The organism is Saccharopolyspora sp. NPDC003752, assembly GCF_053605825.1.
On record NZ_JBSGJZ010000018.1, the window covers coordinates 123,228 to 148,005 of the forward strand.

Below are 24,778 nucleotides of genomic sequence, written 5' to 3' on the forward strand. Positions count from 1 at the left end.
CGGTGAAGCATCCGGGCACATGAGCGCATTGCCCCGACGTCGCTTGCTCCAGTTGTCCACGGCGGCCGGACTCGCCGTGTTCGGCGCAGCTGCCTGCAGCACCCCCCGGGAGGGACAGGGCAACGTCGATGCGCAGCCGCTCATTCCGCGGGTGACCGCGCCGCCACCGAACGGCGTTCTCGGCGTGAACTTCAACGGTGACCCGCGCATCGTGACCTTCGGCGAGCTCAAGACCGCCGAGGCGACGTGGCTGCGCGGCTTTTTCGCCATGCCCGACGCGGACAAGGGCAAGCCGGCCGATGCCCCCGCGATCAGCACCCTGCTGCAGGCCGGCGCGCACGGCTGCGGAACCGTGCTGTCGCTGAAGTTCCCCTACTTCCCGGAACGCGGAAAGCCGTTGCCGCGCCCCGGCACCGATGCGATGAACGCCGAACTCCGCCGGCTGGACGAGATGCTGCCGGAGGTGCTGAACGAGGTCGACATCCTGGTGATCGGCAACGAGCCGTTCATCGAATGTCCGCACGACGACTGGAACAACGGGGCCATCAACGCCTTCTACGAGGCCGTCGCCGACCACGTCATCAAGTACCGTGCTGCGCATTTCCCGGACAAGTGCAAGACGAGGCTCTACATGGGCTCGCTCAACCACCTCGACGATCCCGAGTGGACAGGTGAGGGCACCGAGCGCTGGATGGCCTACGTCCGCAACACCCCGGAAATCGAGGGCACGGACATCCACCCGCACGTTGCGGACCTGAACGACGCCGATGCCTACCTCGACTACATCCTGCCCCGGCTGGGCCCGGACAAGAAGTTCCTCGCCACCGAGTTCTCCCTCGTCCAGCTCTGGCAGGAGCATCTCACCGACCGGGTGTCCCGCGAGTACGCCGACGAGTACGACATCCCGCCGGACACCCGGGTGTGGCAGGTCATCAAGAACGCGCTCGACAAGCCGTTCCCGCCGCAACGGTGGTACGACTTCCTGCGCACCAGCCCGTGGTTCGAGAACAACAAGAACTTCCTGCACGACCAGACGCAGAAGTTCCGGGCCACCGGCAAGCTCGCCGTGGCCACCTACGGGGTCGGCCAGGACGCCGCCATGTCGAACGGCTTCGGGCCGGACAAGAAGCCGTGGCTGCTGAACAGCCTGTTCGCCTCGCGCACGGTGCAGCCCCTCCCCGACGGCACCCCCGCTCCCAACTACGCCTGGCTCGACGAGTTCAAAGCCCTGCAGCATCAGTGACTCCTGCGCTGCGGAAATCATTGCTGCCGCACGACTTTCCGCCCACCGGCGATGTGGGTTGAAACGCTCAGCCGGGACACCCCGGCCGAGCGTTCTGCCACGCGATTCGTCACCACCAACTCGCTACGGCGTTGCGAACGCCCCCAGATCCATCGACGTCAGCCCAGCTCTTCCGGGGTGGACACCAGCGAGCTGACCCGCAGGTGCTTCGCGGCGAATCGCATCTCGTCGGTGCCGACGACGTTGACCGGCTGCGGCTCGGACATGTCCGGCAGCGAGGACTGGAACCCGGTGAGGACATCGGCGTTCGGGTCGCCGCTGTCGGCCAGGATCATGCCGATGCCGGCGTACGCGATCTCGCCGGGCTGGAGGGTGAATTCCTCGGGCGCGTCGGGAAGCCGCACGTCCTCGACGGGCAGCTCCTCGATCGGCGAGCCGCTCATGTCCAGGCCCTGGAGGTTGGGCACGCCGCCGTTGATCGTGCAGGTCTTGTCCGACCGGTTCCCGTACGACACGATGAAACTGCCGGGCTCGCCCTCCACAGGTGCGGCAGAGATGATGAAATCGGCTTCCGAGCAGTTCGACGTGCCGATGTCCCCGCCGCCCCCGCCCGAGGCCGGACCGGCATTGACCGCGCCGCGCTCGGGCGGCTGGAGCGCGGCGGCGGCTCCGCAGCCGGTGATCAGCAGTGCCCCACCCAGAATGCCGGTGATAGCCGTCGTCATGCGGTAGCGCTTGAGCATCGTGCTCCCCTTTTCCTCAGGTGTATCAACGGTTTCTCACCGCTTTGTCATCCCGGAAGACGCCCGATGCCCACCGGGGTTGCGCCCACCGCTCGGATTCGAGCAACGTTGCCCGAAAGGGCACCGAACCCCTGATCGACTTGACTCAGAGCGGCCGCGAGGGACCTTCCCCGAGCCCGCGTGGCTATCCGCTTGAAAGCTCGAACGCCTCATCCGGCCGCCTTCGTGAACGGCGCACACATGCCCGTTCGTGGAGCCCACGGCCGTTGACTGTTCCTCATAGCAGAACGGACTTTCCGCCAGGGCGTCACTGCCGCACGATGGAACGTGCTACCCGGTGGTCCGCGGCAAGGCTCAGCAGCCCACGCCCTGACGGCCCGGGTGGTCCGATGCCCAGAGGAGCAAGACCAGTGCAGTTCTATCTCGACGGCTACAAGCCCGGGGACCCGTTCGTCGCGGACCCCCACCCGTCCCTGGCCGACCGCCCGAACGGCCTGCCGGACACGGCCGATGTTCTGATCATCGGCTGCGGTCCGGCCGGACTGGTCCTGGCGGCCCAGCTCGCCGAGTTCCCCGAGATCCACACCGTGATCGTCGACCGGCGGGACGAGCCGCTCGAAGTCGGCCAAGCCGACGGCGTGGCGTGCCGCACGGTGGAGATGTTCGAGGCGTTCGGCCTGGCCGATCAGCTCATCCACGAGGGCTACCAGGTCAACGAAGTGACCTTCTGGCGACCGGACCCCCAGGACGGCAGCTCCATCGTCCGAACTGGACGCATCGACGACGTCGAGGACGGCATCTCCGAGATGCCGCACATGATCGTCAACCAGGCACGGATGCTGGCCTACCTGCGCGACCACATGCGCCGCTCCGCCTCCCGCGCCGAACCCGTCTACGGGCTGCACGCCACCGACGTGCGGGTCGACACCGACGCCGACACCGAACACCCGGTCACGGTCACACTGCAGCACGTCAAGGACTTCCAGCCGACCGGAGAGAGCTCGACCATCCGCGCCCGGTACGTCGTCGGTTGCGACGGCTCGCGCAGCGGCACCCGGGAAGCCATCGGCCGCCGCCTCGAGGGCGACACCGCCAACCAGTCGTGGGGCGTGCTGGACGTCCTCGCCGTCACCGACTTCCCCGACATCCGGCTCAAGTCCGCCATCCACTCCGAACAGGGCAGCATCCTGGTCATCCCGCGCGAAGGCGGTTACCTGGTCCGGCTCTACATCGAGCTCGACAACGACCGTGACGCCGAGATGCTCCGCGAGCGCACCGTGACCCCGGAGAAACTCGCCGCGGTCGCCGGCCGGATCCTGCACCCCTACACCCTCGAGGTGAAGCACGTCGGGTGGTGGGCGGTCTACGAGATCGGCCAGCGCCTCTGCGATCGCTTCGACGACGTCCCCGACGCCGAGACCGACACCCGCCAGCCCCGCGTCTTCATCGCCGGCGACGCGTGCCACACCCACAGCGCGAAGGCCGGGCAGGGCATGAACGTCTCGATGGCCGACGCCTGGAACCTCGGGTGGAAGCTCGGCACCGTGCTCCGCGGGACCTCGCGACCCGAGGTGCTGCGCACCTACTCGGCGGAACGGCAGAAGGTCGCCCAGCAGCTCATCGACTTCGACCGCGAGTTCGCTGCGCTGTTCAGCGCCCGCCCGGACGGGGACGCCGACCCGGCGCGATTCCAGCACTACTTCCGCGAGCAGGGCCGGTTCACCGCCGGGGTCGCGGTCCGCTACGAGCCCTCGGTCCTCACCGCGGCACCGACCCACCAGCACCTGGCGGAGGGCTTCCCGATCGGGATGCGGTTCCACTCCGCGCCGGTCGTCCGGCTGGCCGACGCCAAGCCGATGCACCTCGGCCACGCGGCCCGGGCCGACGGCGCCTGGCGCCTCTACGCGTTCGCCGACCGGGCCCATCCCGGCGGCCCCGATTCCCGGCTGCGGGCACTCGCCGGGTTCCTGGCCTCGGGAGGCTCACCGATCGCCCGGTTCACCCCGCCCGGCGCCGACCCCGACTCGGTGATCGACGTCCGGGCCGTGCTCCAGCAGGGACATCGCGACGTCACCGTCGACGACCTGCCGCCGGTCCTCCTCCCCCGCAAGGGATCGTTCGAGCTCATCGACTACGAGAAGGTCTTCTGCCCCGATCCGGCCACCGACATCTTCGACCTGCGCGGCCTGGACCGGGACCACGGAGCCCTCGTGGTCGTCCGGCCGGACCAGTACGTCGCGAACGTCCTCCCCCTCGACGCCCACGACGAGCTCGTCGACTTCCTCGGCGGCGTGCTGGTCGAGGTCGGGACGCCGGCCTGCTGACGCAGACGTCGAGCCAACAGAGCGGTCACCCTCAGCCGGCGATGGGCCCCTGGGTGATTTCCTTGATGACATCGGCAGGGCTGGGACGGGCGTCGTTCTCCGCAGCGGCGGCCCGGGCCCGGTCGCGGAACCCGCGAGCGGACGATTCACGTTCAAGGCGTACGGGTTGAGCGGGCCATCGACATCCAGCAGCAACCATCCGGTACCCGATGTCATGGGAAGTTCCTCCTCTCCTGTTCCGGGGCCGTGGCTCAGCGAGCCGGGCGGTTGAGGGCCGGGGATCGTCCAGCTCGTCCTCGGCGTGCTGTCACCCCATGACTCGTTCCCGCTGGTCTGGTCGAACCCCGTTTCCCGCCTCAGCGGTCGATCAGCGGCGCCACCTCGGCGACCCGGTTGGTCCAGACGTAGCCCGTGAAACCACCGGGGATCCGCGCCAGCGACTCCCGCGTGTCGAATCCCTCGGAGAACCCACCCGATCCGGCTACCAGGACGACGCGGGTGCCCGCGGACTCCATGCGGCTCACGAACTTCGACGGCCACGCCCACAGCCACGGCGCGTAGGACTCCGGGATGTGCAGTTCGGTGTTCGCGCAGGCGTCCGGAACGATCCCGGTCCACCCGATCGCCTCGTACCGCAGCAGGCAGTCGGTCATGCTGCCCTTCGACGCGGCGCGGATCTGCGGCAGCCGATCCCGGACGGCCCGCACCGGCGCATCACCACCGTAGACGGCGATGTCGGCCAGCCGAACCGCGTCCAGCTCGGACAGCCGCTGGGCCAACGCAGCGCCCTCGGCCGCATCCTCGCTCTTGACGTGGATCAGCAGCGGCTCCTGGGGGAACGCCGACAGCACCTCGTCCAGCGACGGCATGAGCCCGACACCGCGCCCCCGGAACGGGAAGGTCCGGCCGCCGTCCGCCGTGTAGCCGTAGCCGATGTCGAGCGCTTTCAGCTCGGCCATCGTGAAGTCCCGGGTGGTGCCGGTTCCGTCGGTGCGGCAGTCCACCTCCCAGTCGTGGAAGACCGCGAACTGCCCGTCGCTGGTGATGTGCACGTCGAGTTCGACCAGGTCGGCCCCGGAGTCGAACGCCGCGCGCAGGCCGGCGATCGTGTTCTCGAGGAACCCGTGCACCGGGGGATCGATCCGCTCGGCGGTGCACGTGTCGTTCTCCACGCCGGCGGTGCTGAACGTCTGCGCGACACCGCGATGCGCCAGCAGCTTCGGAGATTCCCCGCCGACCTCGGCGAACAGCTGGGTGTTGTTGGCGAAGGCGAAAGCGGCGAGGAGCGCGACGACCGCGCCGAGGATGTACCGCTTCTTCCGCCACCGCGGACGTGCTTCGGGCATGCCGCATTCTGCCGCGAGTCCGGAAACCGGCTCAAACCGGTCTTCGCACCCACGACCGGTCAACGGACCAACGCCTCACCTGAGCGCGGCGAAGTCCGCGTCGGTCGACGCCGCCCCGTTGCGCTCTGGGTCCAGCACCGCAGGGCCTGTCCACAGTGGATCCGACTGTGCGCCGACTCGCCGTCGCGCCCGGCTCCATCGACACCACATGAGCGGAGGATGGTCCGGCCTGGTTCAGCGGTGCCGAACGTCCGCAGCGTTCGCGGAGCGTACCGGTTGCCTGAGGATGGTGCGCTGCTTCTCGGGCGCGACCTTGCGGAAGTCGCTCAAATAGATCTCGTGATGCCTGCCGGCCATGCACAACCCGTGGCTGGGGATGAACTCGTGATGCAGTTGCGCGAGCAGGTCCGCCTCGTCGTCGAAGGAGCCGATGTGCAGCGTCTGCACGCACTGCCCCTCGGACAGGGCCTCCAGCCGGACGTCATCGAGACGCGCTGGCCGGTTCTTCTTCCCGGCCTGCTCGACCACGGTGGCGAACATGGCCTGGTCGATCCAGCCGGGGACCATGAGCATCATCGTCCAGTCCCACTGCGACTTGTCACGAGCGGCCGTGAAGGAGTCCATGTTCTCGGCCCACCACAGGCCTTCCAGCGGCGGAACCACGTAGTCGCGGCCGAGGCCCTGCTTGCTGGCGAACTTCAGCTTGTAGGCAACCGGGTAGAGCGCTTCGACCGCCTCGGCGACAGCGGGCGAGGTGTTGGGGTCGCCGTGACCGTCGACCATGAGGTACCGCATGTCGGGCACGTCCACGACCCGGAACCGGCCGCGTTGTGCTTGGTAGGAGTCGAGGGTCTTCTTGAAGTCGATCTTGTCGGCCATCAGGAACCTGGGCTCGCCTGGCGAGCCACTACCTTCCTGCCTCCAGGAGGCTCAGCGAGTACGAGAACACCTCACGCACCGGTTGCTGGCCGATGGCCGGCCGGGTCTTTTCGAAGTGTTCTCGTCGGCGACCGACATGACCGTGCGTCATGCTCCAGCTCGTCCTGCGTTCAAGGAACGCGCAACGGCTTGAAGAACCGGTTCCAACGCATCGATGAGGGGCGCTGCGGGCGCGGCATCTGCAGGCGATTCGAACTCGCCGATTTCGACGCCGATGACTTCGCTTTCGGCCAGTACCTCGGCTGCCTGCCGCAGTTGCGCGAGGCTCAGCCCACCCGGCACGAGGTAGTCGGTCGGCACGGTGCCGGGTTCGAGCACGTCGCAGTCGAGGTGTACGTATACCGGCCGACCGTCGATCGCACGTCGCAGTTCCTCCGGCAGGCCGGGCCCGACTTCGACGAGTTCGATGTCGCCGCGATCGATCAGGTGCTGCTCCGGCGGGTCGATGTCACGTGCTCCGACGAGGATGGCGTTCTGCTGCGGCAGGCCGCTCCCGAGACCGGAGTCCCACAGGCCGAGCGGACCGCTGAGCGCCAGACCGCCCAGGTAACCGGTCGCAGAGGTCTGCGGGGTGTTGATGTCCGCGTGAGCGTCGAACCACACGACCACGGCATCGGGTCGGTGAGCAGCGATCCTCGGCAAGGTGGCCAGGGCGACCGCGCAGCGGCTCAGCGCGGTCACCGGTACGCCGCCGTCACCGAGTATTTGCTCGTACCGCTGGGACATCTCCTGCAGAGCCGGGAGCGCGGCTGCGAGCTCCTCTTCCCATCCCACCGACAGTGCCGGCAGCGGCCGGCCGATGACGACCGGCTCGGCGCCGAAACGAGCAGCGAGGCTTGCCGCCACCAGTCGTGAGCCAACCATCGCTCGGTCGTTGTGGTCGCCGGCGCGCCCAGCGAAGTGCGTGAGCGCAGGCGCGGTGCCAAGGGCACGATCGGTCACGGTCATCCGACTCCTTCAGAGCGATCAGCAGATCTGCTGGCCTGACAGTATGGGCCGCCGATGTGGTGGCGCAATCGATATGAGGCTGGCGCAGGCTTGGACGAGGCACCAGCCCGTCGGAGGAGCGCGGAAACGTTGCGGTGGAAGGCTCTTCACGAAGAAGCGCTCAGCCCAGCAGTTCCTCGCGCTGGCTGGCGAAGAACTCGGCCTGGGTCGTCGCGGGGCGACCGGCGATCCGCTCGACCGCGTGTGTGGTGATGTCCAGCCTGTTCCCGCCATTGGGCGTGGCTCGCGACCCCTTGGCGTTACAGGCGCGGAGGCACCACACGCACCTTCGCGGTCGCTCCTGGCAGGGGTCGCTGGCCGGTAAGTACGAGCAACCCGTTCTGATCGCCGTAGCACCGGCTGTCCGGTGTCCGGGGCGACGAGCCGTCCGGCCAGCGGCCCAGCCCCGCTGGTTGCCAACTGCTGCCACATCCGCAGGTGCTCGTTGACCAGTCGGGCCCTGTCGGGATGTTCCAGTAGCTTGTCCTCGGAACTGATCTGGACAGGAGGCTGCGCCGACGATGGACGTGCTGCAGGTGTTGCCCGCTTTCCTGCTCGCAGTGCTGCTGATCTCCGCCTCGCCCGGACCGGCCATGGCGTTGATCTTCCGCCGCGCCGCGCTGCACGGCTTCGGATCCGCTGTCGCGACCGTGCTGGGGCTGGAAGCCGGGCTCTACCTGTGGGCGTTGGCAGCCGGCGCGGGATTGGCCGCCCTGGTCGCTGCCTCGGAGGTCGCGTATCTGGTGCTGCGGGTGGCCGGCGCAGCACTGCTGATCTACCTCGGGGTGCGCTCGTGGATCGCCGCGATTCGGGCGAAGGCCGCCGGCGAACCGGTCGAGGCCGCCGCCTCGCCCCGGCAGTCGGCTCGGCGGTCCTTCGGCGAGGGTGTGCTGGTGATGCTGGCCAACCCGAAGGCGGCGATCTTCATGTTCGCCTTCTACCCGCAGTTCATCCCGACCGACCGGCAGCTGTTGGCCACGACGGCGGTGCTCGCGCTGATCCAGGTCGTCGTGGAGACCGCTTTCTACCTCGCCCTCGCGGCCGGGGTGGCGCGCGCCGGTGCGTGGTTCCGGCGAGCCAAGATCCGTCGTCGGCTCGAAGCTGTCAGCGGCACGGTCCTGGTCGCACTGGGCCTGCGGGTCGCGGTCGAGAGCCGCTAGAGCTCCAGCCGCAAACCGTGATCCGGCTGGGTGAGGGCAGGTTTCGAAGCATTGGCCACATGCGGCACATCGGTCGAGTGCCGGTGTTGCCGCCGTGGTCCTTCCGAGCGGATGTGTGACGCCCGTCGCTGCGCTTCGGGCGCTCTGGCCGTCACCCTCCTGCTGGTCAGTCCTGCTGCGGTCGTTCCTCGATCGGGAACAGGATCGGGCTCAACAGGTGAAGGCTGCGGCCTCGTGCAGGTTTGTTGTCCATCCTGGACGCGATGACCCTCCGCAACTCGCTTATGAGTTCGGCGAGTTCGTCCTGGCTGAGCCAGAGCGGTATCTGCCGGTAGCCCACCGAGTCGGCAGTCGGGTCTGCGTGATCCCGGTCGAGGTAGGCATTGAATTCGGCGTGCAGGGCCGCCATGGCGGCGGTGAACCCGTAGCGGTGGTCGTCCAGCGACATCGACGCGGCCGCGTCGATGTCGATCGTCGCGCGCTCGCGGCGCAGGCGGTAGCGGCGTTCGACGGCACCATGCACCCGCTGTTCGCCGACGACTTCCAGCAGTCCTGCCTCGGCCAGCAGGCCGACGTGCCGGTACAGGGTGGTCTTGGGAACGTCGGGCAGGCTCGCGCACAGGTCGGATGTGGTGCGGGTGCGCCCGCCGGACATGACGTGCACGATGCGCACCCGCACCGGATGGAGGAGAAGGTCAAGCGTGTCCACCAAGCCACGATCCCACATCTGGTACCTTTCCCAAAATTGGGAAAGCAGCGATGTGCACTGACCGCGAGGGAGCCAGCGATGCAAGACCAGATGCGCGACCAACCGTCCGGGGACAGCCCCGACACCGCGACCGGGGCACCGCCACCATTGGGGCGGCACTACGAGGTAGGGGGTCGACGGTTACTGCTGCACCGCTCGGGCACCGGCAGCCCAGCAGTGGTGTTCCTACCCGGGGGCGGCGCGGTCGGCCTGGACTACTGGAACGTGCAGGAGCGGGCCGCCGAGTTCACCACGAGCGTGATCTACGACCGAACCGGGACGGGCTGGAGCGACCGGATCGACGCGCCGCTGACTTGCGCCGAGGTAACCGACGAGCTACGCGGCCTGCTGCGCGTCGCCGACGTGCCCGCCCCCTACCTGCTGGTCGGCCACTCCCTGGGCGGCCTCTACGCCCGCCTCTACGCGACGCGCTTTCCCGGCGAGGTGGCAGGCCTGGTCCTGATGGACACCGACCACGAGGACTACGACGCCTACATGCCCCGGCAGCTGACGGAGATGCGGAACGCATGGGATCCCCAGGAGTTGCCCGACGAGTTGCCGGAGGAGGCCGTTGCGCTCTACCGCGGTCTGTTCGCACAGATGATGGCGGACTGGCCGGAAGAGATCCGCGACTCGCTCATCGAACGCCACGTCAGTCCGGAATGGATCATGGACGGGTACGAGCTGGTGCCCTACCGCGACCGGTTCCTCGACGAGATGCGTCAGGCAGGGCCGCTGCCCGATGTTCCGCTGATCGTCCTCACCGCCACGGACATCGACGACTTCAAGAAGGCGGTGCTGGTCGGTGAATCCGAGGCGCTGCTGGGCGAGGAGATCGACGGCAAGCGGCGGCTCCATGACGCGCTGGCCGCATCGGTCCGGCGCGGCGAAAACCGCCTCGTCGACGGCGCCGGACACGCCTCCATCCACTGGCGGCGCCCCGACGCCGTGCTCCAAGCGATCCGGGACCTGCTCGGCAGGTGATACCCGAAAGCCGTCACTCGTCAACGCCATCGACGAACGGCCACACCGCTGGCAAGCCCCCACCAACTACGGGATGCCAACGCAGCACCGAAACCCCGACACCGTTGCGGCGGTCACCGACCACCTGTCTCAACAGGACGGATCAGGGCGGATCTTTCGGCGCCCCGGCTCGGCACGTGCGCAGGCCGGACAGATGCGGGAACACAGGGCCTGATCATCGGGGCGCGAATCACCGACTTTGTGACAGAGCCGACATTCTTGGTTTTCGGAGCCGCTTGTGCAACCTGGGCCCGATCCGTCGCGTCTTGATCACTGGTAGCTCCTTGACTCCGAAGGGCGGGACCTGTGCACGACGAGCCCACCGTGGTTCTTCCCAAGGTCGGCAGGCGCTGGCGGCGCGCTCGGCGGATCGGCTTGTCCGTCATCGGCGGCTTCGTCCTCGCCGTGGTAGGTGCTTTCGGCATCGGGTACGCGGCTTGGGACGTGCCGGACCCGCAGCAGGTCGCCGCCGGCACGCAGCAGTCGATCGTGCTCAAGTACGCCGACGGCTCCGAGATGATGCGGATCGTGCCGGAGAGCGGTAACCGGATCATGATCCGGGACCTGGCGGAAATTTCCGGGCCGATGCGACAGGCCACCCTCGCCGCCGAGGACGCTTCCTTCTACACCAACGGTGGGTTCGACTTCTTCGGCATCGCGCGTGCCGTGTTCGCGCAGATCACGGGCACTGCCGGGGGCGGTTCGACGTTGACGCAGCAGTACGTGAAGCTGGCCACCGGCGACGACGAGCACAGCTACGCCCGCAAGTTCAAGGAGATCGTGCTGGCGTTCAAGATGACCAACGAACAGCCCAAGGACGAGATCTTCAAGGCCTACCTCAACACGGCGTACTACGGGCGCGGTGCCTGGGGCGTCCACGCCGCCGCCAACGCCTACTTCGGCAAGCTGCCGCGCGATCTGAACGCGTCCGAAGCGGCGCTGCTGGCCGGCATGGTGCAGAAGCCGAACGAGAACGACCCGCGGGTGGACGCGGATCAGGCGAACTGGCGCTGGACCTACGTGGCCGACCAGATGCTTGCCAACGGGATGGTCGACCCCGGGCAGCGGGCCGCGATGCGGATGCCGGAGACCCGGGAGCGGTTCGCGTGGCGGGGCGAGGAGATGTCCGGTCCGCTGTTCCACGTCCGGGAACGGGTGCTGCAAGAGCTGGAGCAAGCCGGATTCAGCGCCCAGCAACTGCATCAGAGCGGAAGCACGGTCATCACCACGATCGACCGCGACGCGCAGCGCGTGGCCGAGTCCGCGATGGCCGCGGAGACCGCGAATCAGCCGCAGAACATCCGGGCCGCGCTGGTGGCGATCGAGCCCGGCACCGGCGCGATTCGCGCCTACCACAGCGGAGACCGCCAGATCGGCGGCTTCGACTGGGCCAAGGCCGTGCAGCCGCCGGGCACGACGATCCAGCCGTTCGTCGTGGCCGCGGGGTTGATGCAGGGCTACGGCCTCGGCGAGGTCTACAACGGGCGATCACCGCAGGAGATCAACGGGGCCACGTACCGGAACACCGGATCCTGCTCCGACCCCTCGACCTGCAGCGTCCGTGGGGCGATGTCGGAGTCGGTCGAGACCGCCTTCCTGAACATGACTCTGAAGTTCGGTCCCGGGAAGGTGCGTGATGCCGCCCTGCGTGCGGGAATCTCCCCGACCGCCGGGGGGAACCCGTCGATGCAGGAGCGCGACGGGGAGGTGGGGATCCGCATCGCGATGGGCGACTACCCGGTGAGCACGGTGGACATCGCGCGCGGGTACGCGACGCTGGCCGGCGGCATGCGTTCGCAGCCGCACTTCTTGCAGAAGGTCTTGGACAGCAACGGGAACGAGTTGGCCGACTTCGCGACCGAGCCGGAGAGCGCCTTCTCCGACAACCACTCGGAGAGCAGGGACATCGCCGGGAACGTCACGGAATCCATGCGGTGGTCGTACCCTTCGACGCTCCTCAACGATCCGGCCACCGGCGGGCTCACCACCGAGCGGCCGGTCGCGGGGAACAGCGGCATCGCCCAGTTCGGCGGTTCTCCGGACAAGACCCTGACGGCGTGGACGGCGGGCTTCACGCCGCAGATCGCCGTCGCGGTGTCGGTCAGCGCCAGCGACGAGCAGGGCCGACCGCAGCCGGTGGTGGGGTCCCGCGGCTCGATGATGGGCGAGACCTACCCGAACCGGATCTGGCAGCAGTTCATGAAGGCATACCTGGAGCCCAGGCCAGCCGAGGCGTTCATGCCGTTCATCCCAATCGGGGCCTACCGCGACCCCAACCCGCTCCCACCGCCCCCGGGCGCGGCGGTGGTGGCGACCACCACGCCGACAGCGAGGCCACGTTGACACTTGTCCGCTCGACCCGCTGCGACGGGTCGAGCGAAGCCGGGGCCGCTCGTCCGGGGAAAGGACCGGATCAGTTGAACGGCTTCCAGCGCTCTCCTGCGAAGCGGACGAGCGCCTGCTCGAGCTGAGCGGGCACGGAGCCGTCGGCCGGCAAGTGGTACATCGCGATCCATCCGGCGGAGTTGACCCGTACCCACGCGGCGAGCTCGGCCTCGGGCGCCGGGCGCACGTGCAGCATGAACTCTTCGCTCTTGCCGAACGGCGGTTCGAACTTGCGCACGGCGACTTCCGCGACCTCGTCCCACGGGAAGGTGAGCGTCCGGCGGCCGACCGTCGCCTCGATGACCTCACTGGTCAGATGCAGCTCGATCTTCCGGCTCAGGAGGCGGAGCAGGGCCCAGACGACCAGCATGGGCCCGCCCAGGAATGCGCCCATGTTCAGCCACGCCTGGATGTCCGTCAAGCTGCTCCCGGACTGGACGATGAAGACCACCGCCATGACGGGCAGCAGCACCACGACCACCTGCGGCTTGAACCCGGTTTCGCCGCGGCTGTGGATCCGCAGTTCGTCCGCCTCGTACCGGCCCGCGACCTGTACGACGTCCTTCCCGGTCCACGCCGACGCGAGCCGGGCCTGCAGATGGGAGTGCCGGAACTGGTACACGCCACCGACCCGGCGCAACACCCCGGCGCGGTGGGCATCTTCGAGGAAGGTCAGGACCGACCAGGGCAATCGGCCCATCCCCGCCAACACCGCCTTCGCCAGCAGCCATTGGCACCACGGGCTCAGCACGACCACCACGACCGCGGACGCCAGCCCGCCGATCACCCAGATCCCGGACGCCGCCGCCCAGCCCGACGTCGGCAGCAGCCAGGCCACCGTCGCTCCGACCGCGGGGCTGACCAGTGCCGCTGTCAGTGCGGTGCACGCCTGCTCACCGCGGAGCAACGCACGGGGCCCCAGCACTTGGGCGGACTGCATCGGCGCGCTGAATCCGAGGATCAGGATTGCTGTGACGCCGACGCCCAAGAACAAGATGTCTGCGCCGCTGGGCAAGAACGGCACGAGCACGAGCACGATCACGAGCGTCGTGATCGTGCCGACCAGCCGCCCCTTCAGCCTCGGTCTCCGCGGCAACTCGCTCTTCCACAACCGGAGCAAGCCGATGACCACCCCGCCGGCGAGCGCGGTTTTCAACGCGACGTCCGAGCCGAGAGCGATCTCGAACGACTGGAATGCGTTCGGCGTGGGATACCAATCGACGAGGAGGTCCATCGCCTGGACCAGGCCGAAATAGCTCGCGATCAGAGCGGGTACCTCGATGAGCGGTACCGGATTCGCCCGGCTCAGCCGCCACCACTTGATTTCCCTGCTGTGCAAGCGCGTCACGTGCGCGGCCAGGAACGCCAGCCACCGCTGGGCCCGCTGCGGCCCCCAATCCCGAATGGGTTTCGGCTGATCGGGCGACCTCGGCCCAGTCGGGAAGACCGCCGGCACCAAGGCGTCGAGCAGATGCCGGTCGATCGCCAACGCGGCGGGAAAGCGCTTCCTGTCGAGCAATGCGGTGGGATCGTTCGCTTTGCTGCCGTAGACGGTGCGCGCGAGCCACAGCATCAGCGGCGACGCGAACGCCTTGGCGACCGGTCCGCCGGGATTCGTGGTGAGCTCGGACAGCACCGGCTCCCACCGTTCCAGCTGCCGCGGCTGGGAGGTCCTGCGCAGATAGCCTGCCGCCGTCTGCGCATCCACTGGCTGTGCGCGGATCACGGCGGCGCCGCCGAGCACGCTCTTGTCAGCGATCGCCTCGGCGTATTCCGCGGCCCGGCACGTGAGGATCACCGGCGAGCCGTCGCCCAGCGCCCTGTTCAGCTTGGCCAGCGCTTCTTCGAGCAGGAACTCCGGCATCTCGTCGAGGCCGTCCAGAACCGGAAGGATCCTGCGGTCGCGCACCAGCTCCCGGATCCGGTCGCGGCTCAGATCCTCGCCCTGCCCCAGGTACTCCTCCTTGATGCGGCGCCCCAACCAGACGTCGAAGTGCTCCTTCACCGGATTCCACGACGACGCCAACAGGATCACCGGTACCGGCTGGTCCGCCGCGCGATCGCGCAGCAGCTCCAGCGCCAACAGGATCGCCAGCGACGTCTTGCCCGAGCCCGGCCCGCCGATGATCGCCAGCCGCTGCTCGGGCATCGCGCGGAACGCCTCCGTCAGCTCGGCCAGCCCACCGGCCGGCCCGGATCCCACGTTCTCCCGGTGGTCGGCCACCGACCAGTCCGCCACCCATTGCACGGGCAGTTTTCCCGCGCCCGCCAGACCTCGCGCCACGGCCTCGTCCCGCCACTGCGCGTGCACGATCTCGGCAAGCCCCCTCGCCGCCGTGGCCAGAGCCGAATCCGTGACCGCCGGAAACACGATGTCGCCGATGATCTCCCCGGCCTGCACCACGTAGGTCGCGTGCCCCGCGAACTGGTTGTGGACATCCCCCATGGCTTTGATCTACCACCCCAGCCCGGGCAGAACAGCCGCCGACTGTGTGGATGGCATGGGAATGCCATGCGCCTACGTCGGGACGGCGTAGGCGACGATGTTGTGATCGTATTCGTGCGTGCTGTCGTTGAAGGGGCCTCCGCAAGTGATCAGCACCAGCCGGGGATGGCCGGTGCGGTCGAACACGTCCGCAGGCAGGGATGCCTTCGGGTAGCTGCGCACTGCCGCGATCCGGTACCGGTGCGTGCTGTGCGCGGAGGTGACCTCAAGGGGGTCGCCGGGCTGGAGATCAGCCACCCGGAACAAAGCACCCGGGCCGGCGCTGCGGGTGTCGACGTGCCCGGCCAGCACGACTGTGCCGCGCCGAGCCCCTGGTGCGGCGCCGGCGCTCCACCAGCCGACCACGCTGGGTGATTCGGGTACGCCCAGCTGCTGATCCGGCCCGGGCAGCACCGGCTGCACCGGTGCGTCGACAGCCATCGTCGGCAACCGCACCCGCTGCGGCACCTCGCTCGGTGACGCCGACTCCAGCGCTTCCCGCTCCGCAGCAGGAGCAGGTCCCGCATGGGCGGGCGGGACGGTTCCGACATGCGGCAGGGTGGGACCGCCGGCCAGAACATGGCCGAGTCCCGCCGCCGCGATCACCAGACCGAGCGCCAGCAGAGCCTCAGGCACCCGGCGTCGCCATGAGCTCACCCGAGCTGCCGGCGCCGACGCAGCAGCACCACGCCGGCACCCGCGGAAATCGCCAGACCTCCCGCCACCAGGCCGATGTCGGCAGCATGGGACTGCACTCGCTCCGCCAGCCCGCCGGAACCCGTGTTGGCCCCCTTCGGCGCAATTCCGAGGGCCTTCGCATCCGCCTGGGCATGATTCAGGTGCTTGAGCACCGCCGGGAGGAAGTCCTTCGCGTAAGCCTGCACGTCAGCATCCCGGCCGGAGTCGATTTCGGCACGCGTTTGCGTGCTCGCCTCCTGGTGTCCGGAGATCTGCGCCTGCAGATAGGTGGTGTCGAACATAGCGCCGGACGCGCTCTCCAACTGCTTCCCGATGTTCTGCTGTCCCTCGTTCGGCGAAGACGGCAGTGTCACGCCCTTCTGACCGGCCAGCTGTTCGAGTTTGCTCTGCGCGTTCTGGTGGTCGGTGAGCGTTTCCTGCGCCAGCGACCGCACCTGCGGCGTGGTGGCCTTCTGCAGCGCCAGCTTGCCTATGGTGATCTCCGCCAGATTCACCTGCGCAACCTGCGTCATGAAGGACTTGTCCTGTTCAGCCAGTTCGGCGGCCACGATGCCGGACGACTGCGCCGGGTTCGTCGACGGCGAAGCCGCGTGCGCCGCAACGCCGGGCACGGCCAACGCCGCCACCAAGGCCGCACCACCGAACGCTGCCGCAGCGCACTTCCTCATCCTGGTCACCATCCCCCCGGTCAAGAACCATTTCCGTGCGGGGAGTACCCCACACGCCGCAGCAGAAACTCCGGTGCACCATGAGTCGGGGATCCCACAACGAGAAGGCGCTTGAGGTTCCGCCACGCTGAACAAGTCCGGAAACAGGCTCTGCAGCCCCTGAAACGAGTGGAGCTACGCCGCCGGTAGCGCGGTGGGCCGTGCTACCGGAGAAGCGGCGCAGTCGTTGGCTGTTCGACACGACGAGCACCGAGGACAGAGCCATCGCGGCCGCGGCGATGAGCGGATTGAGCAGGCCCAGCGCCGCAAGCGGAAGGGCGGCGACGTTGTAGCCGAACGCCCAGACCAGGTTGCCGCGAATCGTGCGGAGCGTGCGGCGAGCCAGCCTGATCGAATCCGGGACGGCGGCGAGGTCCTCTCGGACCAGGACGATGTCGGCGGCGTTGATCGCGACGTGGGTGCCCGAACCGATGGCGAGCCCGAGATCGGCGCATGCCAGTGCGGGTGCGTCGTTCACACCATCACCGACGACCGCGACCGCACGTCCCCCGGACTGCAGGCGCCGCACGACTTCGACCTTCTCGTCCGGCAGGACCTCGGCGATCACCTCGCCGATGCCCACTTCCTCGGCGACTTTCCGCGCGGTGGCGTCGTTGTCGCCGGTGAGCATCACCGTGCGCAGGCCGATTCGATGCAGTTCGGCCACAGCCGCCGCAGCCGACGGTTTGACCCGGTCCGCCACCGCGATCACGGCCACCGCGCTCCCGTCGCAACCGACGACGACCGTCGTGTTGCCCTGCTGCTCCCATTTCCGGCGCGTGCGGTCGAGATCCTCCGGCAGCACCAGACCACGCTCGTGGCAGAGCTTGGCGCGTCCCACGAGCACGTCGTGGCCCTCGACCATTCCGGTCGCCCCCAGTCCCGGCATGCCTGTGAACCGCTCGACCTGCGGCAGAGCCTCCAGCTCCGCGCGCGCGTAGGAGCTGACCGCCGCAGCGACCGCGTGTTCGGAGACGTCCTCCACTGCGCCGGCGAGGCGCAGCACGCGACGCACGTCGACGTCGGGGACGCAGCTCACCTCGACCACGGTCATCCGGCCGTCGGTGACGGTACCGGTCTTGTCCAGAACCACGGTGTCGATGTCCTGTGTGGACTCCAGCGACCGGTAGCCCTTGATGAAGATCCCCAGTTGCGCCGCGCGGCCTGACGCCACCACGAGAGCCGTCGGTGTCGCCAGTCCCAGCGCACACGGGCAGGCGATGACCAGCACGGCCAGCGCCGCGTTGAACGCTTCCTGCGGCGATCCCACCACGAGCAGCCATCCGAGCAACGTGCCCGCCGCCGCCACCAGCACGGCGGGCACGAAGTAGGCGGAGATGCGGTCGGCGAGCCGCTGCACCGCGGCCTTGCCCGACTGCGCCTCCTCGACCATCCGCACCATCGCCGACAACTGGGTGTCCTGACCGACCCTGGTCGCTTCGACGACCAGCCAGCCGTTCAGCACGACCGTGCCCCCGACGACCTCGTCGTTCGCGATGACCTCGACCGGAACCGACTCACCGGTCATCGCGCTGCAGTCGACCGCGGCCTGGCCATCGACCACGCGACCATCGGTGCCGATCGTCTCCCCCGCCCGCACGAGGAACCGCTGTCCGACGCCCAGTTCATGGACGGGAACCTGACGCTGCGAGCCGTCGTCGAGCAGCACGGTCACGGCCTTGGCACCGAGCGCGGCGAGCTCGCGCAGCGCGTCACCTGCGTTGCGGTGCGCCCTGGCCTCGACGTAGCGACCGGCCAGCACGAACGCCGCGACCCCGGCCGCCACCTCCAGGTAGATCGCCCCTTCCGGCCGCAGCAGGAGCCGCCACCCCGCCGCATCGTCGGCGCTCCCGGTCTGGAAGAACATGGCGTACAACGACCAGCCCGTCGCCGCCGTGATCCCGAGCGACACGAGGGTGTCCATCGAGGACGCCCGGTGCCGCGCGTTGATCAGGGCCGCGCGGTGCAGCGGCCAAGCCGCCCACCCGACGACGGGCAGGGCCAGCACGAGGAGCAGCCACTGCCAACCGGTGAACCGCGCCTGGGGCAGGAACATGAACAGCAGCGACAGGTCGCAAATGGGCACGAACAGCGCGATCGAGACCACCATGCGGCGCCAGAGATCGCGTGCCCGGTCATCAGGTTCCGCCTCGCTCGCCGGAGCGAGCACCTCGGCCTGGTACCCGGCTTTCTCCACGGTGTCCACCAGCAGCGCATCGTCCACCAACGACGTCGCCGTCACGCTCGCGCGCCCGGCGGCGTAGTTCACGGTGGCATGCACACCGTCGAGCTTGTTCAGCTTGCGTTCGATGCGCGCGGAGCAAGCGGCACACGTCATGCCGCTCACCGACAGCTCCACGCGCCGTCCGACGCCGGTGCTGTCGGAGGTCGATAACTTCACGGAAGAGCGAACCCTTTCGGACATAGCCCCTGAACGGTGTTGTTCCTGCACACCGAGTCGCGATGGGCTCGATCGAGTACGCCGGTCGAACACGGCGCTGAACAGGTGGTCGCGCACCGGCGGCGAAAAGTTCCCGCCGATCGGGAACGCCCCGCAAAACCAGTTCCGAGTTCATCCATGGCTGGAGGAAGAACCGCACGCCCACTTCGATCTCGCCGGCTCACCGTGACCGAACGAGGTTGATATCCGGTATTCGACCAGTGGCCAAGGGCCCGACCCTAGTAGGACTGGAGCTCGATCAGGTGGCCGTCGGGGTCGCGCAGGTGGGCGCTGCGCAGGTTCGGGCCCCACTCCGGCCGGTCGGTCGGGCCGACGACGAGGCGGCCACCGTGCTCCAGGCAGAGGGCCAGCCGCTTGTCCACGTCGTCCACCCGGAAGACGAGCATCGCGGTGTCCTGCGCCGGGCCGGGTCGCGCGGGAAGCGCCCCGGTACCAATGGTCGCGGCCATCGCGCCGCGGTCGAACAGCACCAGGACGGCCTCGTCGTCGACGTCCCAGTTGGCGTAGGGGCCTTCCGGTGCTCCCTTGACGAGGCTTGCGCCGGCCAGCGGCGGCAGGATCGCCGCGTAGAAGCGGAAGCACTCGGCGAAGCGGGTGACGAGCAGGCGGGTGTAGAGGGCATCCACAGCAGGACTCCTCGGGTCGGCGGCCGACAAATTAGTGGGTTCGCACCCACTATAGGTAAACACCTTAGACTCGCACCATGCCCGCCGATCGATCCACTCCGCCGACCCTGCTGGATCTCAGCACCTACCTGCTCTCCCGGGTCGGCAAGACCGCCCGCGGCCTGCTGGCCGAGCGGCTGGCCGAGCGCGGCCTGCGACTGTGGGACATGGCGGCCCTCGCCGCGCTGGCCGACTTCGGGCCGCACGCCCAGCGCGACCTGGTCGTCCGGCTGGGCGTGGACCCGAGCGACATGGCCAAGGTGGTCGACCAGTTGGCCGCCGCCGGGTACGTCGACCGGGCGCGCGACACGGCGGACCGGCGGCGGGTCTCCGTCTCCCTCACCCCCGCCGGGCGGGCCCTCCTGGCGGACCTGGAGGCCGAGGCACGAGCCGTCCAGGACGAGGTGCTCCAGCCGCTGGACGCGAAGGAACGCCAATTGCTCCAAGGATTGCTGCTACGCGTCCACGAAGGGCTGGCGGACGCCGACGGCTAGAAAGCCGCGATCACTTCCCGCAACGGCGCGCGGAAATCGCCGGCCTGCCCCTCCGTTCCGGCTCACGGCAAGGGGCTCAGCGGCGTACCAGGGCCAGTTGGTCGGCTACGACCACACCGTCGTGCAGGACGGTGCGGTCGGTGCCGCGGTCCATCACGGCGCTGGTCGGCGTCTCGCCGTCGACCAGCACCAGGTCGGCGCGGTCGCCGACGGCGAGACCGGGCCGGTCGGCGACCCCGGCGAGCCGGGCGACGTCGTGGCTCATGATCGAGGCCCCGCCGATGGTCGCGACCGCGAGCGACATCTCGATCAGGTCATCGCGGCGGAACTTGTTGGTGAAGGCCAGTTGCCAGGTGCGGTCGAGCATGTCGCAGTTGCCGTAGGGGCTCCAGTAGTCGCGCTGGCCGTCCTCGCCCAGGCCCACCCGGACGCCCGCCTCCGTCAACGCCTCCAGGGACAGCTGGTTCCGGTCCGCCGGTGCCACGGTGGCCATCGCGATGTCCAGCTCGGCGAAGTCGTCGATGATGCGGCGGCTCACCGATTCGGAGACCGAGCCCAGCTCGTAGGCGTGGGACATCGTGACCTTGCCCTGCATGCCCAGCGCCCGGGTGCGTTCGAGCACGAGATCGGTGGAGAACACCCCGAGATGCCCCGGCTCGTGCAGGTGGATGTCCACCTCCACCTGGTACTTCTCGGCCAGCCCGAACACGACGTCCAAGTGCCCCTTGGGATCCCGGTCGAGGCTGCAGGGGTCGATGCCGCCGATCACGTCGGCTCCGGCCTTCAGCGAGGCCTCCAGGTAGTCGGCGGTGCCCTCCTCGCGGAGGATGCCTGCCTGCGGGAACGTCATGATCTGAACATCGGCCTGACCGGCGAACTTCTCCTTCGCGGCCACCACGGCATCGAACTTCTCCAGCTTGCAGTCCACATCCACCTGGGCGTACGACCGCACCCGCGTGGTGCCGCGGGCGATCATCCGCTCCAGCGTGCCGGCCACCCGCTCCTGGAGGGGAACCTCCGCGGTGCGCCAGTTCTGCCGGTCGTTGAGCATCATCGTCCACACTCCCGGACCGCCCGTGTGCGGCCGGAACGGGAGGCCGATCCGCGTCGAGTCCAGGTGCACGTGCACGTCGCTGAACGACGGCAGCAACAGCCGGCCACGGCCCTCGACCACCTCGCCGGCCGGCTGCGCGGCCGGATCGTGCCGACGGATCCCCGCAATGCGATCGCCGGCCAGCTCGACATCGCTGCGCTCGCCACCCCACGGGCGGATGTCGCGGATCAACACGGTCGTCACCTTTCTGTTGCGCGGTACGGATGTTCAGCAGGACGTGGATCGGCTCACCGGGGCACGGCGGCCAGTGCCTCTCCTGCGGCATCGGTGTGATGGCAGGCGATGTCGCCGCTCGGCACGCTGTCGGTGCACAACTGCCGGCGTTGCGGGTCCAGCAGCGGATGCGCCGGGCACCGGGACTGGAACACGCAGCCGCGCGGCGGGTCGGCCGGGCTGGGCAGATCGCCGGACAGCCGGATCCGCCCGCTCCGATCCGCCGCCGGGTCCGGTTGCGGGACGGCGGACAACAGCGCCTGGGTGTAGGGATGTTGCGGAGCGCCGAAAACGCCTGCGCTGTCCCCGTACTCCATGATCTTTCCCAGGTACATCACCGCGACGCGGTCGGCGAAGTGCTTGACCACGGACAGGTCGTGCGCGATGAAGAGGTACGCCACCCCGGTGTCCCGCTGGATGTCCTCCAGCAGGTTGATCACCTGCGCCTGCACCGAGACGTCCAGCGCGGACACCGGTTCGTCGCAGATGATCAGCTGCGGGTCCAGGGCGAGCGCCCGGGCGATGCCCACGCGCTGCTTCTGGCCGCCCGAGAACTCGTGCGGGAAGCGGTTGTAGTGGTCGGGACGCAGCCCCACCCGGTCCATCAGGTCCCGCACCCTGGCCTTGACGCCGCCGGTCGGTGTGACCCGTTGGGCCAGCAGCGGCGCGGCGATCGCACTGCCCACGGACTGGCGCGGGTTGAGCGAGGACGAGGGGTTCTGGAACACCATCTGCACCCGGCGCCGGTACTCCTGCAGGTCCGACCGGCGGAGTTCGGCGATCTCCTGGCCGTCGAGCCGGATGCTCCCGGAAGTGGCGGTCAGCAACCGCATGAGCAGTCGGCCGGTGGTCGACTTGCCGCAACCGGACTCCCCCACCAGCCCGAGGGTCTGCCCGGCGTCGATCGAGAAGCTGACCCCGTCGACGGCTTTGATCACGCCGCCGGCGGAGGAGAAGACGCCGGAGCGGATCGGGAAGTGCTTGGTCAGGTCGGTGACCTGCAGCAGCGGCGTCATCGGACCACCTCTCCGGCCGGGGGCAGCGTCTCCAGATGGCACCGCGACGGGTGCCCGTCGGGGCCGATCAGCGTCGGCGGGCGGGTACCGCAGGCGTTGTCCGGCACCAGGTGCGCCTTCGGGCAGCGGTCGGCGAACAGGCAGCCCTCGGGCAGCGCCGACAACGACGGCGGAAAGCCCGGAATCGGGGTGAGCCGCTCGGACTCCCCCGCCAGCGATGGCATCGAGGCCAGCAGTCCCCGGGTGTAGGGATGTCGCGGGTCGCTGAAGAGGTCGGCGACCGTCGCCTGCTCGACGTGCATCCCGCCGTACATCACCACGACCCGGTGGCAGACCTCGGCGACCACTCCGAGGTCGTGGGTCACCATGATCACCGAGGTCCCCGTCTCGGCCTGCAACTCGTTGAGCAGATCGAGGATCTGGGCCTGCACGGTGACGTCCAGCGCGGTGGTGGGTTCGTCGGCGATCAGCAGCTCGGGCTCGCAGACCAGCGCCATGGCGATCATCGCGCGCTGCCGCATGCCGCCGGAGAACTCGTGCGGGTATGCCGAGTACCGGCGCCGCGGGTCGGGAATCCCGACCCGGCCGAGCATGTCGACGGCGACCGCCGCCGCGGCCTTCTTGGACACCTCGTTGTGCACCCGGTAGGCCTCGGCGATCTGCACCCCGACCGGGTAGAACGGGTGCATCGCCGACAGCGGGTCCTGGAAGATCATCGCGATCTTCTTGCCCCGGTGGACGCGCATCTGGGCCTCGGTGAGCGCGTTGAGGTCCTGCCCGTCCAGGAGGATCTGACCGGTGACCGTGGCCGAGGTGTCCTTGAGCAGCCCCATCAGCGCCTGGGTCGTGACGGTCTTGCCGGAACCGGATTCGCCGACGATGCCGACGGTTTCCCCGCGCGCCAGGGTCAGGTCCATCCCGTTGACCGCGTGCACCACGCCGTCGTCGGTCGGGAAGCTCACCCTCAGGTCGCGGATGGCCAGCATGGGCGCGGCTTCAGGCGTGGTCATCAGGCGACCCTCACTCGTGGGTCGATCACCGCGTAGGCGACGTCGACCAGGACGTTGGCGACGATGATGAAGAACGCGGCCATCATGGTGATGGCCATGGTGACCGGCAGGTCGCCGGACTGCGCGGCGTGCACCGCGGTGAATCCGACGCCCGGCACCGAGAAGATCTGCTCGGTGAGCACGGCACCGCCCAGCAGGACGCCGATGTCCATCCCGAGCATGGTGACCACCGGCGTGATCCCGGCCCGCACACCGTGCTTGAACACGACGCGCCGCCGGGGCATGCCCTTCGAGCGCGCGGTTCGCATGAAGTCCTCGCCGAAGGTCTCCAGCATGTTGCTGCGGGTGACCCGGATGTACTGCGCGCTGAACAGCACCTCCAGCGCCACCCAGGGCAGCAGGTAGTTCAGGAACCAGCCGCCCGGACCCGCGGCGCCGAACGGCGAGACGATCTCATTGGTGGTGAACGGCAACAGGTCCAGCGTGCTGACGAACAACAACAGCAGCAGCAGACCGGTCACCGGAATGGGCAGGGACACCCCGATCGAGGCGGCGCCGACGATCAACTTGTCGGTGAGCCGGCCCTTGCGCAGCGCCGCCAGCAGGCCCAGCCCGACGCCGGCGATGGTCCACAGCACGATCGCACCGACGCCCACCGACACCGTGTACGGCAGGGCCCGCCCGATGATCGTGGTGACGTCCTCGTTGGTCTGGAACGACTTCCCCAGGCACGGCCAGGAGCACAGGGTCCCGGAGCCGGGCGCTCCTACCGTGCGGTCGCCCAGCAGCCCGGACATGTAGGCGAAGTACTGGCTGAGGAACGGCTTGTCCATCCCGAGCGCGACGCGGGCCTCGGCGATGCGTTGCGGAGTGCACTCCTGCCCGCACGCCGCCGCGGCCGGGTCCGCCGGACCGAGCTGGAACAAGCTGAACGTCACGAAGCTGATGACGAGCAGCAGCACGATCATCGCGACGAACCGCCGCAGTACGAACCTGGTCATGGGCGCAACCTGCCA

Annotated in this window: 20 protein-coding genes; 6 read left to right on the forward strand and 14 right to left on the reverse strand. The window is 68.8% G+C overall.

The window, feature by feature from the left end:
* The first annotated feature begins 19 nt into the window (after positions 1-19).
* On the forward strand, positions 20-1,243 hold the full coding sequence (locus tag ACWEV3_RS23655; protein WP_452616005.1) for a hypothetical protein: 1,224 nt from the start codon (positions 20-22) through the stop codon (positions 1,241-1,243).
* Between the two features lie 158 nt (positions 1,244-1,401).
* Here the strand turns inward: ACWEV3_RS23655 and ACWEV3_RS23660 are convergent, their stop codons facing one another.
* Positions 1,402-1,986: a DUF4232 domain-containing protein gene (locus ACWEV3_RS23660; protein ID WP_452616006.1), complete on the reverse strand. Its 585-nt coding sequence runs from the start codon at positions 1,984-1,986 to the stop codon at positions 1,402-1,404.
* A 410-nt stretch (positions 1,987-2,396) separates the two neighbouring features.
* Here ACWEV3_RS23660 and ACWEV3_RS23665 point away from each other — a divergent pair, with 410 nt between their 5' ends.
* On the forward strand, positions 2,397-4,310 hold the full coding sequence (locus ACWEV3_RS23665; RefSeq protein WP_452616007.1) for an FAD-dependent monooxygenase: 1,914 nt from the start codon (positions 2,397-2,399) through the stop codon (positions 4,308-4,310).
* Between the two features lie 356 nt (positions 4,311-4,666).
* On the opposite strand, the gene ACWEV3_RS23670 is transcribed toward ACWEV3_RS23665, so the two are convergent.
* From ACWEV3_RS23670 to ACWEV3_RS23680, 3 genes are all read right to left on the reverse strand, one after another.
* Positions 4,667-5,656: a glycerophosphodiester phosphodiesterase family protein gene (locus ACWEV3_RS23670; RefSeq protein ID WP_452616008.1), complete on the reverse strand. Its 990-nt coding sequence runs from the start codon at positions 5,654-5,656 to the stop codon at positions 4,667-4,669.
* A 234-nt stretch (positions 5,657-5,890) separates the two neighbouring features.
* Positions 5,891-6,535 (reverse strand): GyrI-like domain-containing protein, encoded by a 645-nt coding sequence (locus ACWEV3_RS23675; protein ID WP_452616009.1) that lies wholly within the window; start codon positions 6,533-6,535, stop codon positions 5,891-5,893.
* Positions 6,536-6,682: 147 nt separating this feature from the next.
* Complete coding sequence (locus ACWEV3_RS23680; protein WP_452616010.1) at positions 6,683-7,543, reverse strand: arginase family protein; 861 nt, start codon at positions 7,541-7,543, stop codon at positions 6,683-6,685.
* A gap of 560 nt (positions 7,544-8,103) precedes the next feature.
* Here ACWEV3_RS23680 and ACWEV3_RS23685 point away from each other — a divergent pair.
* Positions 8,104-8,742 carry a LysE family translocator gene (locus tag ACWEV3_RS23685; RefSeq protein WP_452616011.1) on the forward strand — a complete coding sequence of 213 codons (639 nt, stop codon included), beginning with the start codon at positions 8,104-8,106 and terminating at the stop codon, positions 8,740-8,742.
* 166 nt (positions 8,743-8,908) lie between these two features.
* Here the strand turns inward: ACWEV3_RS23685 and ACWEV3_RS23690 are convergent, their stop codons facing one another.
* Entirely contained in the window at positions 8,909-9,451 is a 543-nt protein-coding gene (locus ACWEV3_RS23690; RefSeq protein WP_452616012.1) for a helix-turn-helix domain-containing protein, read from the reverse strand.
* 78 nt (positions 9,452-9,529) lie between these two features.
* Here ACWEV3_RS23690 and ACWEV3_RS23695 point away from each other — a divergent pair, with 78 nt between their 5' ends.
* Complete coding sequence (locus ACWEV3_RS23695) at positions 9,530-10,474, forward strand: alpha/beta fold hydrolase (RefSeq protein WP_452616013.1); 945 nt, start codon at positions 9,530-9,532, stop codon at positions 10,472-10,474.
* 363 nt (positions 10,475-10,837) lie between these two features.
* Complete coding sequence (locus ACWEV3_RS23700) at positions 10,838-12,856, forward strand: transglycosylase domain-containing protein (RefSeq protein WP_452616014.1); 2,019 nt, start codon at positions 10,838-10,840, stop codon at positions 12,854-12,856.
* Between the two features lie 70 nt (positions 12,857-12,926).
* Here the strand turns inward: ACWEV3_RS23700 and ACWEV3_RS23705 are convergent, their stop codons facing one another.
* The 5 genes from ACWEV3_RS23705 to ACWEV3_RS23725 form a co-directional block, all read right to left on the reverse strand.
* Entirely contained in the window at positions 12,927-15,344 is a 2,418-nt protein-coding gene (locus ACWEV3_RS23705; RefSeq protein WP_452616015.1) for a hypothetical protein, read from the reverse strand.
* Positions 15,345-15,416: 72 nt separating this feature from the next.
* Complete coding sequence (locus tag ACWEV3_RS23710) at positions 15,417-16,019, reverse strand: class F sortase (protein ID WP_452616016.1); 603 nt, start codon at positions 16,017-16,019, stop codon at positions 15,417-15,419.
* Between the two features lie 17 nt (positions 16,020-16,036).
* Positions 16,037-16,630 (reverse strand): DUF4142 domain-containing protein, encoded by a 594-nt coding sequence (locus ACWEV3_RS23715; RefSeq protein ID WP_452616017.1) that lies wholly within the window; start codon positions 16,628-16,630, stop codon positions 16,037-16,039.
* Positions 16,611-19,214: a heavy metal translocating P-type ATPase gene (locus tag ACWEV3_RS23720; protein WP_452616043.1), complete on the reverse strand. Its 2,604-nt coding sequence runs from the start codon at positions 19,212-19,214 to the stop codon at positions 16,611-16,613. Before ACWEV3_RS23720 ends, ACWEV3_RS23715 begins: the two co-directional genes overlap by 20 nt.
* A 254-nt stretch (positions 19,215-19,468) precedes the next feature.
* Entirely contained in the window at positions 19,469-19,876 is a 408-nt protein-coding gene (locus ACWEV3_RS23725; protein WP_452616018.1) for a VOC family protein, read from the reverse strand.
* Between the two features lie 77 nt (positions 19,877-19,953).
* Between ACWEV3_RS23725 and ACWEV3_RS23730 the strand changes: the two genes are divergently transcribed.
* On the forward strand, positions 19,954-20,409 hold the full coding sequence (locus tag ACWEV3_RS23730; protein ID WP_452616019.1) for a MarR family winged helix-turn-helix transcriptional regulator: 456 nt from the start codon (positions 19,954-19,956) through the stop codon (positions 20,407-20,409).
* 76 nt (positions 20,410-20,485) lie between these two features.
* Here the strand turns inward: ACWEV3_RS23730 and ACWEV3_RS23735 are convergent, their stop codons facing one another.
* The 4 genes from ACWEV3_RS23735 to ACWEV3_RS23750 are packed head-to-tail and all read right to left on the reverse strand — an operon-like array spanning position 20,486 to position 24,763.
* The gene (locus tag ACWEV3_RS23735; protein WP_452616020.1) at positions 20,486-21,697 is read right to left on the reverse strand and encodes an amidohydrolase; all 1,212 of its coding nucleotides are present in this window, start codon (positions 21,695-21,697) and stop codon (positions 20,486-20,488) included.
* 53 nt (positions 21,698-21,750) lie between these two features.
* The gene (locus ACWEV3_RS23740; RefSeq protein WP_452616021.1) at positions 21,751-22,752 is read right to left on the reverse strand and encodes an ABC transporter ATP-binding protein; all 1,002 of its coding nucleotides are present in this window, start codon (positions 22,750-22,752) and stop codon (positions 21,751-21,753) included.
* Positions 22,749-23,762: an ABC transporter ATP-binding protein gene (locus ACWEV3_RS23745; RefSeq protein ID WP_452616022.1), complete on the reverse strand. Its 1,014-nt coding sequence runs from the start codon at positions 23,760-23,762 to the stop codon at positions 22,749-22,751. The genes ACWEV3_RS23740 and ACWEV3_RS23745 overlap by 4 nt, the downstream gene beginning before the upstream one ends.
* Positions 23,762-24,763, reverse strand: coding sequence for an ABC transporter permease (locus ACWEV3_RS23750; protein WP_452616023.1), 1,002 nt, complete (start codon positions 24,761-24,763; stop codon positions 23,762-23,764). The genes ACWEV3_RS23745 and ACWEV3_RS23750 overlap by 1 nt, the downstream gene beginning before the upstream one ends.
* Between the last annotated feature and the right edge of the window lie 15 nt (positions 24,764-24,778).